Annotated in this window: 14 protein-coding genes and 2 pseudogenes; 6 read left to right on the top strand and 10 right to left on the bottom strand. The window is 71.7% G+C overall.

What is annotated here, in order from left to right; translation table 11 throughout:
* From KSF81_RS01175 to KSF81_RS01155, 5 genes and pseudogenes are all read right to left on the bottom strand, one after another.
* Complete coding sequence (locus tag KSF81_RS01175) at positions 1-1,593, bottom strand: fatty acyl-CoA synthetase (RefSeq protein WP_217377372.1); 1,593 nt, start codon at positions 1,591-1,593, stop codon at positions 1-3.
* A 90-nt stretch (positions 1,594-1,683) separates the two neighbouring features.
* On the bottom strand, positions 1,684-2,592 hold the full coding sequence (locus KSF81_RS01170) for an ABC transporter permease (RefSeq protein ID WP_217377371.1): 909 nt from the start codon (positions 2,590-2,592) through the stop codon (positions 1,684-1,686).
* A gap of 13 nt (positions 2,593-2,605) precedes the next feature.
* Positions 2,606-3,559 (bottom strand): ABC transporter permease, encoded by a 954-nt coding sequence (locus KSF81_RS01165; RefSeq protein WP_217377370.1) that lies wholly within the window; start codon positions 3,557-3,559, stop codon positions 2,606-2,608.
* Positions 3,560-3,614: 55 nt separating this feature from the next.
* Positions 3,615-3,815 (bottom strand): hypothetical protein, encoded by a 201-nt coding sequence (locus tag KSF81_RS01160; RefSeq protein ID WP_217377369.1) that lies wholly within the window; start codon positions 3,813-3,815, stop codon positions 3,615-3,617.
* A pseudogene (locus tag KSF81_RS01155) lies at positions 3,812-5,138 on the bottom strand (ABC transporter substrate-binding protein). Before KSF81_RS01155 ends, KSF81_RS01160 begins: the two are co-directional and overlap by 4 nt.
* 350 nt (positions 5,139-5,488) lie before the next feature.
* Between KSF81_RS01155 and KSF81_RS01150 the strand changes: the two are divergent.
* The 4 genes and pseudogenes from KSF81_RS01150 to KSF81_RS01135 all read left to right on the top strand — a co-directional run bounded on the left by KSF81_RS01150 (position 5,489) and on the right by KSF81_RS01135 (position 8,975).
* Positions 5,489-6,559, top strand: a complete 1,071-nt coding sequence (locus KSF81_RS01150; protein ID WP_217377367.1) for a flagellar motor protein MotB — start codon at positions 5,489-5,491, stop codon at positions 6,557-6,559.
* Positions 6,556-7,421, top strand: a pseudogene (motA, locus tag KSF81_RS01145) (flagellar motor stator protein MotA). Before KSF81_RS01150 ends, motA begins: the two are co-directional and overlap by 4 nt.
* A 71-nt stretch (positions 7,422-7,492) precedes the next feature.
* Positions 7,493-7,915 (top strand): PaaI family thioesterase, encoded by a 423-nt coding sequence (locus KSF81_RS01140; RefSeq protein ID WP_217381514.1) that lies wholly within the window; start codon positions 7,493-7,495, stop codon positions 7,913-7,915.
* Between the two features lie 76 nt (positions 7,916-7,991).
* Positions 7,992-8,975: a TauD/TfdA family dioxygenase gene (locus tag KSF81_RS01135; protein ID WP_217377366.1), complete on the top strand. Its 984-nt coding sequence runs from the start codon at positions 7,992-7,994 to the stop codon at positions 8,973-8,975.
* 14 nt (positions 8,976-8,989) lie between these two features.
* Here the strand turns inward: KSF81_RS01135 and KSF81_RS01130 are convergent, their stop codons facing one another.
* From KSF81_RS01130 to KSF81_RS01120, 3 genes are all read right to left on the bottom strand, one after another.
* On the bottom strand, positions 8,990-10,201 hold the full coding sequence (locus KSF81_RS01130; RefSeq protein ID WP_217377365.1) for a hypothetical protein: 1,212 nt from the start codon (positions 10,199-10,201) through the stop codon (positions 8,990-8,992).
* Complete coding sequence (locus KSF81_RS01125) at positions 10,198-10,674, bottom strand: hypothetical protein (protein WP_217377364.1); 477 nt, start codon at positions 10,672-10,674, stop codon at positions 10,198-10,200. Before KSF81_RS01125 ends, KSF81_RS01130 begins: the two co-directional genes overlap by 4 nt.
* 774 nt (positions 10,675-11,448) lie before the next feature.
* Positions 11,449-11,922, bottom strand: coding sequence for an MmcB family DNA repair protein (locus KSF81_RS01120; RefSeq protein ID WP_217377363.1), 474 nt, complete (start codon positions 11,920-11,922; stop codon positions 11,449-11,451).
* 97 nt (positions 11,923-12,019) lie between these two features.
* On the opposite strand from KSF81_RS01120, the gene KSF81_RS01115 reads away from it, so the two are divergent.
* Positions 12,020-12,481, top strand: coding sequence for an Rrf2 family transcriptional regulator (locus KSF81_RS01115; protein WP_217377362.1), 462 nt, complete (start codon positions 12,020-12,022; stop codon positions 12,479-12,481).
* A 63-nt stretch (positions 12,482-12,544) separates the two neighbouring features.
* Here KSF81_RS01115 and KSF81_RS01110 read toward each other — a convergent pair whose 3' ends face one another.
* Complete coding sequence (locus tag KSF81_RS01110) at positions 12,545-12,835, bottom strand: 4a-hydroxytetrahydrobiopterin dehydratase (RefSeq protein ID WP_217377361.1); 291 nt, start codon at positions 12,833-12,835, stop codon at positions 12,545-12,547.
* A gap of 62 nt (positions 12,836-12,897) precedes the next feature.
* Between KSF81_RS01110 and KSF81_RS01105 the strand changes: the two genes are divergently transcribed.
* Positions 12,898-13,290, top strand: a complete 393-nt coding sequence (locus KSF81_RS01105) for a metallopeptidase family protein (protein WP_217377360.1) — start codon at positions 12,898-12,900, stop codon at positions 13,288-13,290.
* Between the two features lie 240 nt (positions 13,291-13,530).
* Here KSF81_RS01105 and KSF81_RS01100 read toward each other — a convergent pair whose 3' ends face one another.
* Positions 13,531-14,277 carry a serine protease gene (locus KSF81_RS01100; RefSeq protein WP_217377359.1) on the bottom strand — a complete coding sequence of 249 codons (747 nt, stop codon included), beginning with the start codon at positions 14,275-14,277 and terminating at the stop codon, positions 13,531-13,533.
* Positions 14,278-14,487: the final 210 nt, after the last annotated feature.

Genomic DNA, 14,487 nt, shown 5'->3' with positions numbered 1-14,487 from the left:
TTATCCGGCGCCAGGCAGCGCCTCCGCCTGGCCGCCATGCATCGCCCGCAACTGGCGCTTCAGCAGCTTGCCGGCGGTGTTGCGCGGCAGTTCCCCGGCCAGGATCACCCGCTTCGGCAGCTTGAAGGCGGCGAGGTGCTGCCGGGCATGCTCGATCAGCGCCGCCTCGGTCGCCTGCGCGCCCTGGCGCAGCACCACCACCGCCGTCACCGCCTCGATCCAGCGCGGATCGGGCAGGCCGATGACGGCGCATTCCGAGACGGCGGGGTGGGTCAGGATCGCGTCCTCCACCTCGCGGCTCGCCACCAGCACGCCACCGGTATTGATGACGTCCTTGGTGCGGTCAACGATGGTGATGTAGCCCTCCTCGTCCATGGTGCCGACATCGCCGGAATGGAACCAGCCGCCGGCGAAGGCAGCCGCCGTCTCCTCCGGCTTGCCCCAATAGCCGGTGAGCAATTGCGGCGAGCGGTGGACGATCTCGCCGCGCTCGCCGGGCGGCACGTCCCGCATCGCCGCATCCACCAGCCGCGTCTCGACATGCAGCACGGGGCGGCCGACGGAGGCGGGACGCGCCGCGTGCTCCTCCGGCCGCAGCACGGTGGCAAGAGGGGCGATCTCGCTCTGGCCATAGCAGTTGTAGGGATGCGCGCCCGGCAGGCGCTCCCGCAATTCCTGCAGCACCGGCACCGGCATGATCGCCGCGCCGTAATAGAGATGCCGCAGGGAGGTCAGGTCGCGCCGGGCGAAATCCTCGTGCCGCAGCAGGCTGATCCAGACGGTCGGCGGCGCGAAGAAGGAGGTGATGCGCTGCCCCTCGATCAGGTCCAGCACCAGGGCGGGCAGCGGCGCCTCGATCAGCAGGGTATCGGCGCCCACCAGCAGTTGCGGCATGGTGAAGGCATGCATCTGCGCGGAGTGGTAGAGCGGCAGCGCCGCCAGCGCCCGATCGCTCTCCCCGAAATCGAGCGCCTGGACCGCGCTGACATATTCATGCAGCAGCGCCCGGTGCGTCATCATGGCGCCCTTCGGCGCGCCGGTGGTGCCGGAGGTATAGAGGATCTGCGCCAGGTCGGTATCGGCCAGCACCTCGTCCGGCGGCGCTCCGGCCACCCGGTCCCAGGCGACGTCCCGCGCCGCGGCCAGGATGTCGAGCGGGCCCTCGCCGGAATCGAGGGTGCCGCGCAGCACCGCGCCCCGGGCCGCGCAGGCCGCCTCCGCCACCGCCGCAAGCGCGGGCTGGGTGAGCAGCGCCCTGGCGCCGCATTGGCCGAGGATATAGCCAAGCTCCTCCGCCGTGAGCGCGTAATTCGCGGGAACATGCACCAGGCCGGCGCGGAGGCAGCCGAGCCAGAGCAGCAGGTAGCCGTCGGAATTGCGGCCATAAGCCACCACCCGGTCGCCGCGCGCGAGGCCCGCGGCGAGCAGGCAGCGCGCCACCCGGTCGGCGGCCAGGTCGAGGTCGCGGTAGCTCCAGCGCCGGCCGGCGAAGCTCAGCGCGCCCCTGGCGCCGAAGCGGCGCGCGGCGCGCCGCAGCGCATCGCCGATGGTGCTGCGGGAGGCGCGCGTGGCCTCGGTGGCGGCCTGGTCCATGATGCCCTCCCCTCGCCGGCGGAGGGATCATGTCGTGCCGCCGCCAGGGCGGACAAGGGCCCTTTCACCCCGGCCCCGCCACCCGGAATCTCACCCTTTCACATCCATCGCCTGCCGCAGCCCATCGCTGAGCAGGTTGAAGCAGATGGAGGTGACGAAGATGCAGGCCCCCGGCAGCACCGCCACCCAGGGCTGCACATAGATCGCGGTGCGCAGCGTGTTCAGCATCAGCCCCCATTCCGGCTCCGGCGGCTTGGTGCCGAGGCCGAGGAAGGAAAGGCCCGAGGCCAGGATCATGCAGACGCTGATGAGGCTGGTGGCATAGACGAAGATCGGCCCTAGCACATTGCCCAGCACATGCACCCGCACCACGGTGAAGCCGGAAGCGCCCGAGGCCCGCGCCGCCTCCACGAAATCGAGGTTGCGGACGCCCTGGGTCACGCTTTCCGCCACCCGGATGATCTGCGGGATGAAGACCAGGGTGAGCGACAGGATGGCGTTGAAGATACCGGCCCCGAGCGCGCCGGAGATCGCCACCGCCAGCAGCACCGAGGGGAAGGCGTAGAACACATCCGTCACGCGCATGATGAGCATGTTCACCCGCCCGCCGGCATAGCCCGCCAGCACGCCGAGGCTGGTGCCGATGCCGAAGGCCAGCACGACCGGCACGATGCCCATGAACCAGGACAGCCTGCCGCCATAGAGCAGGCGCGTCAGGATGTCGCGCCCGAGCTCATCGGTGCCGAGCGGATAGTTCGGCGTGCCGATGGCGCGCAGCCGGCGGATCATGCTGCCCTGATAGGGATCATGCGGCGCGATCAGCGGCGCGAAGAGGATCGCCAGCAGCATCAGGGCCAGGATGCTGGCGCAGATGATCGTCACCGGGTCGCGCCGGACCCGCCGCCAGACCCCGGCCCAATAGCCGGGGGACCGCGCCTGCGCCTGCCGGGCCTGGACCGCGAGTTCGGCCTCCGCGGCGGTGGGGATCGTCGTGCTCATGCGGAGAATCCCTTCACGCGCGCTTGATCCTGGGGTCGAGCGCCGTCTGGATCAGGTCCACCAGCAGGTTCAGCGCCACGAAGAACATCGCCAGCACCAGGATGGTGCCCTGCAGCACCGGCAGGTCGCGCTGGAAGATGGCGCTGTTCAGCAGCAGCCCGGTGCCCGGCCAGGAGAAGACCGTCTCCACCAGGATCGAGCCGCCCATCAGGTAGCCGAGTTGCAGGCCGATCACCGCCAGCGCGTTCGGCGCCGCGTTCTTCACCACATGCACGAAGACATCCCAGCGCCGGAGCCCCTTGCCGCGCAGCGCCACCACGAATTCCTGGTTCATGATCTCGGCCACGATGCCGCGCACCGTGCGCGTCACGATGCCCATGGGAATGACCGAGAGCGTCACCGCCGGCAGCACCAGGTGCTGCATGTGCTCCCAATCCCATTCCCAGTCGGAGGAGCCGCCAGGCCCCGCCCCCATGGCCGGCAGCAGGTTCCATTGCACCGAGAAGAGCACCACCAGCACCATCCCCAGCCAGTAATGCGGCACCGAGACGCCGGCGACCGCCACCCCTACCGCCGCGCGGTCCATCGCCGAGCCGCGGAAGGTGCCGGCCAGCCCGCCCAGCACGCAGCCCAGCACGAAGCCGAGGCCGGAGGCGACCAGGGCCAGCATCAGCGTATTGCCGATGGCGGTGCGCAGATCCGCCCAGACCGGCCGCCCGGTGGCCAGCGAGCGGCCGAGATCGCCCTGCACCACCTTCAGCAGCCAGAGGCCGAATTGCACCGGCAGCGGCTTGTCCAACCCGTAGTCCCGCCGCACCTGCTCCACCACGTCCTGCGGCGCATCCGGCGGCACGATGGCATTGATGGGATCGCCCGGCGCGATCTGCACCAGCATGAAGCAGACGAAGCCGACCGCCAGCGCGATCGGCACGACATAAAGGATGCGGCGCAGCAGATAGAGGATCATTCAGGCACCCCCGAAGGCATGGCGGGGCGGATGCTGCCATCCGCCCCGGCCGGCGTCACTGGATATAGGGCAGGCGGAGATCGACGAACCAGCTCTGCGGCTGGACATAGCCGCGGATGCGCGGGCTCATGGCGCGCGGCGCCACGTCATGCGCGATCCAGACGAACAGCGCCTCGTCCACCCCCGCCGCGTGCAGCCGGGCCAGGGCCGCGTCGCGCTCGGCGGGGTCGAAGGCATTGCGGGCCTCGGCGATCATGCGGTCGAAGCGCGGGTCGCTGAAGAAGCCCCAGTTGTTGGAGACGGGGGGGCGCCATCCCGCTGTACCAGAAGCGGATCAGCGCGAAGAAGGGGTCCATGGCGGAGAAGGACACGTTGATCATATTCGCCCCGCGCGCCGAGGGGGGCGGTGCAGCCCTGGCGCCAGTTGGTGACCAGGGTGTTCCAGTCCACCACATCGAATTCCACGTTCACGCCGAGCGGTTGCAGGTCCTGCTGCAGGAACTCGTTCATCGGCAGCGGCTGCATCTGGCCGGAGCCCGAGGCCGAGATCTGCACCTTGAGATTGAACGGCCGCTGCGGCCCATAGCCGGCCTCGGCCAGCAGGCGCCGCGCCTCGGCCTTGTCGGTGCGGATCTGGGATTCCCGGGTTGCCCCACCAGGGGTGGCCGGGCTGGTAGGTGCCGACCGGCGCCACCATGAAGCCGCCGAGCAATTGCTTCAACCCCTCCCGGTCGATCGCCAGGTTCAGGGCGCGGCGCACCCGCACGTCGCGCAGCGGGCTGTCGCCGGTGAAGCAGGGCTGCCAGGGCCAGACATGCGGCTGCAGGTTCTGGGTGATGACCATGTTGCGGGCGCGGAGCTGCGGCACCGCATCCGGCGCCGGCGCCTCGATCCAGTCCACCTGGCCGGAGAGCAGCGCCGCGATGCGGGCATTGGCATCCGGGATCGGCAGCATGACCAGCCGCTCGGCCCTGGCCTTGTCGCCCCAATAGCCGTCGAAGCGCACCATCTCCAGCCGCTCGCGCGGGACGAAGCGGGTGACGCGGAAGGGGCCGGTGCCGGAGGGGGCGGCGGCGAAGGCGTTCCAGGCGGCCTCGGCATTGGGCGCGGCGGCGCGCAGCCGCTCCCATTGCGCCGGGCTCGCCATGAAGAGGTTGGTGAGGTTGATCGGCAGCAGGCTGTCCGGCTCGCTGCTGTAGAGCGCGACCGTGTGGTCATCAATCTTCTCGGCGCGGCGGAGTGTCGGCATCCGGCTGGTGGTCAGCCCGACCTGGCGGGCATCGTATTGCGGCGCCTCGCGGTCCATCACCTTGCGGACGTTCCAGACCACGGCATCGGCGTTGAAGTCGCTGCCGTCGTGGAATTTCACCCCCGTTCGCAGCCGGAACACCCAGCGCGTCCGGTCATTGGGGTCCACAGCCCATTCGGTGGCGAGGCCCGGGATCACCACCGAGGGCTTCTCCGCCGAGGAGAGGTCCCAGGTGGTCAGCCCGTCATAGATCGGGATTCCGGCGAAGCGGTTGCCCTCGAAGCCCTGGTCCGGCTGGCCATGGGTGAGCGGGATATCGGCCACCGTCATGCCGATGCGGATGGTGCCCTGCGCCAGGGCCGGGCCACCGGCCGCGGCCGCCAGGCAGGCGGCGAGCAAGAGGGGTTTCAAGGCCATGATCCGGCATCTCCCTGGCGGTTGTCGCGCGGCGGCGCCGGCGATCAGGCAATGGGACTCGCAAGGCACATGCCACCCTGCCAGGGCGGCTGGCATGGGCGGCGACAGGCAGCAGCCGGCCCGCTGCCTGCCCATTCGCGCGGCAGCCTGCCTGCCCGCGCGGCGAAGCCCGGCCGCGATCCATCCGGGGAGGAGCTTAGCCTGAATTTAAGGCCCGTCGCCGCAGGATCGGCAAACCGGAGCAGGGCAGGGGCAGGACAGGCATGGCCAGGGGTGGCCGGAATGGCGGCGCGACCATCGTCATCAAGCGGGAGGAGGCGGCCGAGGCCGGGCACCATGGCGGCGCCTGGAAGGTCGCCTATGCCGATTTCGTCACGGCGATGATGGCCTTCTTCCTGCTGATGTGGCTGCTCAACGCCACCTCGGAGGAGCAGCGGCGCGGCCTGGCGGACTACTTCGCGCCGGCCAATGTGCTGGGCCGCAGCACCTCCGGCAACGGCCAGCCCTTCGGCGGCCAGACCTTGAATTCCAGCGGGAACCTTGCCTCCGATACCGGCTCGGTCCGGGTGGAGAAGGGCCCCGCCCCCACCCGCCTCGACCTCGACGAGGAGGAGGGCGAGGCGCCGCCCCCGCCCGATGCGACCACCACCGCGCCACCCGCCGCCACCCCGCCAGGCCCCGCCGCCGCTCCGGGCGAGGCCGCCACCGTGATGGCGCAGGCGGCAGAGGCCCCCAGCGAGATCCTGGCCGATGCAGCCATGGCCGCCGCACCCGAGGCCGAGCAGCTTTCCGATACGGCATTGCGGACCGAATTCCAGCGCCGCGAGCGCCTGGCCTTCGACCGGGCGGCCGAGGAGATCCGCGCCGCGGTGCAGGACGACCCGGCCCTGGCCGAACTTGCCCGCCAATTGGTGGTGGAGCAGGTGCCGGAGGGGCTGCGCATCCAGTTGCTGGATGCCGAGCGCCAGCCGATGTTCCCGGTGGCCGGCGCCGCCCCCAATGAGCGGGCCCGCGCCCTCCTGCAGAAGGTGGCGCAGGTGGCGGCGCGGCTGCCGAATGGCCTGGCCATCGCCGGCCATACCGATGCCACGCCCTTCCGCGGCGGCGAGCGCAGCAACTGGGAACTCTCGGCCGAGCGCGCCAATGCGGTGCGCCGCCTGCTGCTGGAGGGCGGCATCGCCGAGGCGCGGCTGCGCAGCGTCACCGGCCATGCCGACCGCGCGCCGCTGCTGCCCGAACAGCCCGCCGCCGCCGCCAACCGCCGCGTCGCCATCACCCTGCTGCGCGAGGCGCCGGAGCTTGCCCCTGCCGCCACCGGAGCCGCCGCGCCATGATGACCCTGGTCGGGATGGGCATCATGCTGGCCTGCGTCTTCGGCGGCTATGTCGCGGCGGGAGGCAAATTCGGCATCATCCTGCACGCCCTGCCCTTCGAGATGCTCATCATCGGCGGCGCCGCCGCCGGCACCTTCCTGATGGCCAACAGCATCGCCGACGTGAAGCACACGGCGCATGGCTTCGGGAAGATCCTGAAGGGCGCGCGCTACACCAAGGCCGACTATGTCGAGATGCTGAGCCTGCTGTATTTCTTCGTGCGCCTGGCCCAGACCAAGGGCGCCATGGCGCTGGAGCCGCATATCGAGAAGCCGGAGGAAAGCGCCGCCTTCGCCAATTCCCCAAGATCGCCGCCGACCACCACGCGGTGGCGCTGATCTGCGACTATCTCCGCATGGTCGGCATGAATGCCGACGACCCGCACCAGATCGAGGATGTCATGGCCCGCGAGCTGAAGAAGGTGCTGGCCGAGGAGATGCACCCGAGCCACGCCATGCAGACCGTGGCCGATGCGCTGCCGGCGCTCGGCATCGTCGCCGCGGTGCTCGGCGTCATCAAGACCATGGCCAGCATCGACCAGCCGCCGGCGGTGCTCGGCAAGATGATCGGCGGCGCGCTGGTCGGCACCTTCCTCGGCGTGCTGCTGGCCTATGGGATGATGGCGCCCTTCGCCGGCCGGCTGAAGGGCGTGGTGGAGGAGGAGGCGAAATACTACGAGGTGATCCGCGCCGTGCTGGTCGCGCATCTGCACGGCAATGCGCCGCAGGTGGCGGTCGAGACCGGCCGCAAGATGGCGCCGACCAGCCATATGCCGAGCTTCCAGGAGCTGGAGCAGGTGCTGCAGGAATTGCAGATCGCCTGAATCCCGCCCGCATGGCTTGACGCGCCGCCGCCGGGGCGGCACGGAAGCCGGCATGGACAGGCCCGGCTTCCCTGACTTCCCGAATTCCCACTCCCCCCTACCACGAGCATCTCGGCGTGGTCGTCGCCGAGTGGCGCGACGGCTATGCGAAGCTGGTCTGCGACACCCATGCCCCGCATGCCAACCGTTCCGGCATCGTGCATGGCGGCGTGCTGCTCTCGATGATCGACCAGGCGGCCGCCTTCGCCGGGCTGTTCTGCCCGATCCCCGGCCGGGTGCGCCGCGCGGTGACGCTCGACCTCGATTGCCGCTTCACCGGCCAGGCGGCGATCGGCACGCGCCTTACCGCCGAGGGCCGGGTGATGACCGCAGGGCGCAATGTCTTCTTCGCCCGGACCGAGGTCTTCAACAGCGCCGGCACGCTGATCGCCTTCGGCGCATCCACCCACCGCTACCGCAGCGGCAGCGGCGACCCCGCCGGCGTGCCGGAGTGAGGGCGGGCCTGCCGGTGCTGGCGCCGCACTCGGCCCGGCTCTAGCCTTGGCCGCGCCAGACTGCGGGAGGAACAGGATGCAGGCAGGATCTTTCCCCGAGGTCGCCGCGCGGGACTTCACCGGCGGCCTCGCCTGGGCCGGCGCGGAATTGCCGCCCACGGCCGGGCTGCTGCCGATCGGCGCCGCGGCGCTGCGGGAGTTGGAGGCGGCGGCCGCGCTGCTCGCCGGGAACCCGCTGCCGATCCTGGCCCTCGACCCGCGCGATTTCGCCTTGGAGGCCTGCCGGGCGCTGCTGCGGGAGGCCGGGCGGATGCTGGCCGAGGCGCCGGGCTTCGTCATCCTGGACCGCCTGCCGGTGGAGCGGCTGGAGAGCGACATCGCGGTGAAGCTCTACTGGCTGCTCGCCCGCCTGCTGGCCCGGCCGGTCGCCCAGAAATGGGACGGCACCATGGTCTATGACGTCAGGGACATGGGGAAGCCGCCCGGCAATGGCGTGCGCCCGGACATCACCAATGCCGAGCAGAATTTCCACGTCGACAACAGCTACAACATCTGCCCGCCCGACTACGTGGCGCTGTTCTGCCTGCGGACCGCGATGGCGGGCGGCATCAGCGGCCTGGTGAGCTTCCAGGCCGCGCATAACGAGATGCGCCGCCGCCATCCCGATCTGCTGCCACGCCTCTACCGCCCCTTCCTCTTCGACCGGCAGCGCGAGCACGCGCCGGGCGATGCGATGGTGCTGCGCCGGCCGATCCTGGAATGGCAGGAGGGGCGCCTGCTCGGCCGCATCTCCCGCTTCCAGATCGTCAATGGCCATGCGATGGCGGGGGAGCCCCTGGATGCCGAGGGGCAGGATGCGCTGGATGCCTTCAACGCCATCATGGACGAGGCGCGGCTGCGCTTCGACTTCACCTTCCAGCCCGGCCAGGTGCAGATCGTGAGCAACCGTGCGCTGGGCCACAAGCGCACCGGCTTCCAGGACTGGCCGGAGCCGGAGCGGCGCCGCCACCTGGTCCGGCTCTGGCTGCGCGACCACGGGCGGCCCTTCTACAACGGCTGAGCAGGTGGCCATCCCTATCCGGGTTCCGCCAGCACCGCGGCGGCGGCCTCGGGGCCGGCGAGGAGCTCGATGGCGCGGGCCAGGTCCATGCGCTGCAGCCCGGCCGGGTGGCTGGCGCGGCCGCCCAGCAGGGTGAGGCCCTCCACCATGGCGCACAGCGCGCGGTCATAGGCGCCGGCGCCGCCAAGCCCGCGTCCGGCCGCCTGCAACAACCGCAGGCCGCGGGCCTCCGCCTCCAGCGCCGCCACCTCCTGGTCCGCCACCTCCGGCGCCTCGGCCAGGCGCGCGGCGGGGGCCAGAAGCTGCTGCTCGGCGGCGGCCAGGAAGGCTTCGCGGCAGGCCTCCTCGGCGGCGCGGCGCAGCATCTGCAACCGGCGCTGGCGGTCGCTGGTGAGCAGGGGGCAGGCCGCGAGGTCATCCAGCCGGCGGGTGAGGTCCCGCGCCGCCTGGGTCGCGCATCCTGGATCGAGCCGGTCGAATTCCGGCAGCGGCTGGTCCAGCGCCGCCTCCAGCGCCTGCAAGGCCGCCCCGCGCAGCGCCGGGCCGAGCCCCGCCGCGACCTCCGCGACCCGCCCCGGCGCCGCGGCGCGGGCGATGAGCGCGGCGAGCGCCACCGCGAAGGGTTGCGGCCCAGCCCCGGCCAGCCCGCCCAGCGCCGCCCGCACCAGCTCCTCCGGCGGCCCCTCGGTGGCGGCGGAGAGGGCAGCCCAGAGTGCGGGGCCTGCCGCCCAGACCGGCCGGCACAATGCGGCGATCGCCTGGTAATCGCTGGTGGGGAGCCCGGTCAGGGCCCAGTCCGGCGGCGCCTCCGGCGGCAGCGTGGCGGCGGGCCAGAGCAGGGCGCCGATCTGCGCGATCGCTCCGGCATCCGCCGTGGTGCGGCCCTCGCAGGCCTGCAGGATCGGTGCCGCATTCGCGCCGAGGCCGGCCTGCACCGCTGCGGCAAGCGCGGCCAGGGCGCCGCGCGGCAGCAGCGCCTCGCCCCGCCGCCAGCGAGCGGAGGGGGTGATGGCGCCGTCGAAGGGCAGGAACAGGATGCGGGCAAAGCCGAGCGGCCGTGGCGGGCGCAATGCGCGGAGCCGCCTGCGTGCCTGGTCGAGCACCCGGTCCGCCTCGCCCCGCTCGCGCAGCCCGTCCAGCAGGGACACCACGCGTTGCAGGGCGGCATCATCCACCTTGGCCAGGTTCTGGCCCAGCCAGGCCACCTCGCGAAGCCGCCCGGTCATGCGCAAAGCGCCAGCAGGTGTTCGTTGCGTGCGGTGAGGTCCATCAGCCGGCCGGTCTTCCAGTCGTGGTTCAGCCGCACGAGGCGGCTCATGCCGGAGCGGTGCGCGTGCATCTCGCCGACTAGGTCGAAGCCGACCCAGTCGCGCACCTCGGCCGGGATCACCGGCACCAGCGCGGCCATTTCCAGCAGCGCGGCGCCGCGCTGCGCCGGGTCGGTGCCGCGCCACAGCCCGCAGATCAGCTCCCAGCCGTCCAGCAGCCATTCCGGCCGGGCCAGCGGGCCCAGGATCTCCTCCGGCGCGACGCGCCAGCGGTGCAGCAGGCGCCAGAGGTCGTCCAGCATCTCGAAAGCCGTGGTGAAGGCCGGCTGGCAGCAGCGCAGGGTCAGGTCGCTGCTCAGCGCCAGCAGCCGGGCGCAGGCACGGTCCGCGTCCTGGCCGTGCTTCGCCCAGTCCTCGGCCTCGCGTGCCATCCGGCCGATCTCGGCCGCCAGCAGCGGCAGCCGGGCATGCTGCGCGTCGCGGCGGAGGCCGCAGTCCTCGAAGGCATTGGCCAGTTCCGCCAGGGCTTCCAGTGCTGCCCCGGGGGGCGATGCCGTTGTTGCGGCACAGCCCCGTCAGCGCTGCCAGGGCGCGCCGCTCGACACTGGCGGGGCTGTCCCGCTCAGGCGGTGGCAGGCCACTGCCCGGCGGCTCCACCTGCCGCAGCAGTTCCAGCAGCAGGTTGTAGTGCAGCAGCATCCTGGATTGCCGCCGGCCGGCTTCCGCCGTGGCGGCGGCCCGGGCCGCGGCGCGGCCGGCGAAACCCTCGGCTGCCACGCCGCGCGCCACCTCCCGCACCAAGCGTGGTGCCAGGGAGGTGAGCTGCGTCACCCGGGCGCAGAGCGTCCGGTCATGCAGCGTCGGCGAGCAGATATCGGGCATCGCCGACCAGGGCAGGACATAGACGCCCTCGACCCCGGCCGGGTTGGCCAGCACGAGTTCCGCCCCGCGCCGCTCGCCCGGCCTGATCCGGCCGCCAAGCAGATGCGGCGTGGTGAAGGGCAGCGCGATCCCGCGCTCGAGGAAGGTCACCGGCCGGTAATGGCCGGAGTCGACCTTGGCGAGCCAATCGGGAAGACCTGCTGCTGACATCTGGCCGCAGCATGCCCGCCTCCTGGTGAAGAAAGGGTTCCCGCGCCGCTGTAGGCTGTTGTTCGTAGAGCAGATTCACGCCTCCGGGCGGTTCCGCCCTGCGGCGATCCGCTCTATTCCACCTTGAGCGCGGCGCGCAATTCGGCATGCCCGGCCGGGTCCGAGAGGGCGGCGAGGCGCCCGGCGGCGACCACGGCATAGCGGTGCAGCAGCGCCCGCCGCCGCGCCGGCGCCAGGGGATGCGCCGGCGCCTCCCGCAGCAGCGCCGCCTCCGGGCCGTCGGTCACCAGCAGCCCGGCATCGGCGGGAAGCAGGCCCTCGGGGAAATCAAGATCGACCGCGAAATAGAGCCGGTCGCAATATTCCCGGTAATCCGGCCATTTGCCGTCGGAGAGGAAGTCCCGCGCGCAGGACTTCACCTCCACCACGGCGAAGCCGCCATCCGGCAGCAGCGCCAGGATATCGGCGCGGCGGCCATTCGGCAGCGGCATCTCCTGCACGGGCGCCCAGCCGCGCAGCGCGCAGAAGCGCACCGCGGCGCGGCATACCAGCGCGGTGCGGGCCGCAGGAGCAAGGGTTTCATGCATAAGAAAATATATCTTTTGTCATGAGCGATCTTCTCAAGGCATAAGGAAGGTGTCAGGTTGGCAAATCTATATTCCAACTCATGGTTTGCGTCTTCGCATGATAGCCACACGGTTTGCCGTCGCCCTGCATATCCTGACGCTCATCGCCAAGGACCCGGCCGAGGATTCCACCAGTGCGCGGCTGGCCTGGAGCATCGGCACCAATCCCGTGGTGGTGCGGCGGATCTCCGGCCTGCTGGCCCGGGCCGGCCTCATCACCGTGCAGCGCGGCCCCGGCGGCGCCTCCCTGGCACGGCCGGCCGCCGCCATCACCTTGCGGGATGTCTGGCGCGCCATCCATCCGGAAAAGGACAGCCTGCTGCGCGTGCATGGGCGGACCAATCCGGCCTGCCCGGTGGGCCTGCGGATGCCCGGCCTGCTGCGGACCCGCTTCGATCAGGCGGAGGTGGCCATGCTCGACAATCTCGGCCGCACCACGCTGGCCGAACTGGCGGCCTCGGTGTCGCCCGGCGCCCGGGATGGTGCCGAGGGCCTGCGCCAGGACCAGCGGATCGCCTGACGCCGGCGGCCGATTCCATCGGCCCCGCTGGCATGCTGTTCCTGCCCTTGACCGCTGGCCGCTTCAGCCCAGCAGCGCGTCGATTGCCCGCGCCAGGCGGATGTCACGGGCCGAGAGGCCGCCGGCATCATGCGTGGTCAGCAGGATCTCCACCCGGTTCCAGACATTCAGCCATTCCGGGTGATGGTCCTGCGCCTCCGCCAGCAGCGCCACCCGGGCCATGAAGCCCCAGGCGGCGCTGAAATCGCGGAAGCGGAATTCGCGGCGGATCGCGTCGCGCCCCGCCACCATCCGCCATTCCGGCAGGTCCTCCGCCAACCGGGCCCGCGCCGCATCCTCCAGCCGTTCCACCATCGCTGCCTCCCTGGGTCCCTCCCCGCTTGACGCGGGGGCCGGGGCGGCCTCCGCTGCGGGGCATGCGCCATACCGTCCCCCCCAGCCTCGACGACATCGTGGAGATGGCCGAAGCCGCCTTCTCCGCAATCCCGCAGGTCCTGCGCGACCTAGTGCGCGGCACCGCCATCATGGTCGAGGAGGTGCCGGATGACGAGACGCTGGAGGACCTGGGCATCGAAAGCCCCTGGGAATTGACCGGCCTCTACCGCGGCATCCCGCTCACCGAGAAGAGCGTGCTGGACGTGCCGCAGGAGCCCGACACCATCCTGCTGTTCCGCGAGCCCATCCTGCTGGAATGGATCGAGACCGGGGAGGACCTGTTCCGCTTGGTCCGCAACGTGCTGATCCACGAGATCGGCCACCATTTCGGCCTCTCCGACGACGACATCGCGCGGCTGGAGGAGGAGGGGTAGAGCGCATCGCGGTCCGGCCCGGGCGCGCCGGCCTTCGGGTCTGCGGAGACCACCCGCAGCCGTCTCATACCAATGGACCGGTCTATCGACCGGTCCGAGGCGCCGGGCGGCGCCCGCCGCCAGTGCGGCGAAGCCAAGCAAACCGGAGGTTTGCGCGTCACGCCGGAGGCGTGCCTTCGGCACGACGCGTTTGAGGGCAAGAAAAAACATACCAGGGGTCGATGAAATCGGCCGCTGGTATCAGGGCGGCAGGCCGATCGCCTCGGCCGGCACCGCCAAGCCGCGCGCCGCCTGCGGCGCGGCGCGCGCCGCCACCCCCGCCACTGCCCAGCCGCCATCCGGGCCGCGCGCCAGCAGCGGCGCGCCGCTGACCCCGCTCGTGCCGGCGCAGTCATGCAGCAGCAGCGGCCGGCCATCCGCCCCGGCGCCGAGGCCGAGCACCTGGCAGCCGGTATCGGCCAGCAGCACCTCCGGCCGGTCGCGCTGATAGCCGCCGAGCATCAGCGCCGCCCCCGCCGCCGGCGCCTGCCGCAGCAGGGGCAGCACATGGCCGGGGGTGCCGATCGGCTGGTCGAGCGTCAGCAGCGCCCAGTCGCTGGCCACCGATGCGCCTGCCGCCAGGAAGCCGGGGCCGGTGCGATAGGCGGTGACGCGGGCATGCGCGACATGGCTGCCACGGTCATGGCCGAGCAGGAAATGCACGCTGCCCGGCTGCACCAGCCTGCCGGCGCGGCGTGCCACCAAGCAATGCGCCGCGGTCAGGACCAGCCGCGGCCCGACCAGCACGCCGGTGCAGCGCCCGCCGATCTCGAGCTGCACCCGGCCCAGGGCGCGCCAGGGCTCGGCCCGGAAGTCCACCGGCCGGCGGGGGTCCGCGGTGCCGAGGCCGGGCAGCACCGAGGGCGGCAGCCGGGGCTGCGCCGTGGCGGCGGCACCGAGGCCGGCCAGCAGGAGCAGCGACAGGCCAGTCAACAGGGCGTGACGCATGGTGGGGAGGATAGCCCGGTTTCGCCGCAACGGGAACGGTAGCGGTGCGGGCGGGGGGCGGGCGGAGCGCCCGACGATGATCCGGGCGCCATGCCCGCCACGGGGCCGGGGCTCACGCCTTGGAAGGCCGGTGCCCTTCATGGCGCTTGATCCGGAGGGGTGGAACGCCCCTCAATCCCCGCTCGGTGCCCGGGGCTGCGCCGTGCCGGT

The sequence above is a fragment of the Siccirubricoccus sp. G192 genome (assembly GCF_019084075.1).
Lineage (GTDB): Bacteria > Pseudomonadota > Alphaproteobacteria > Acetobacterales > Acetobacteraceae > G192.
Note: the sequence above shows the minus strand (reverse complement) of the source record. Positions and strands in the feature narration are given on the sequence as shown.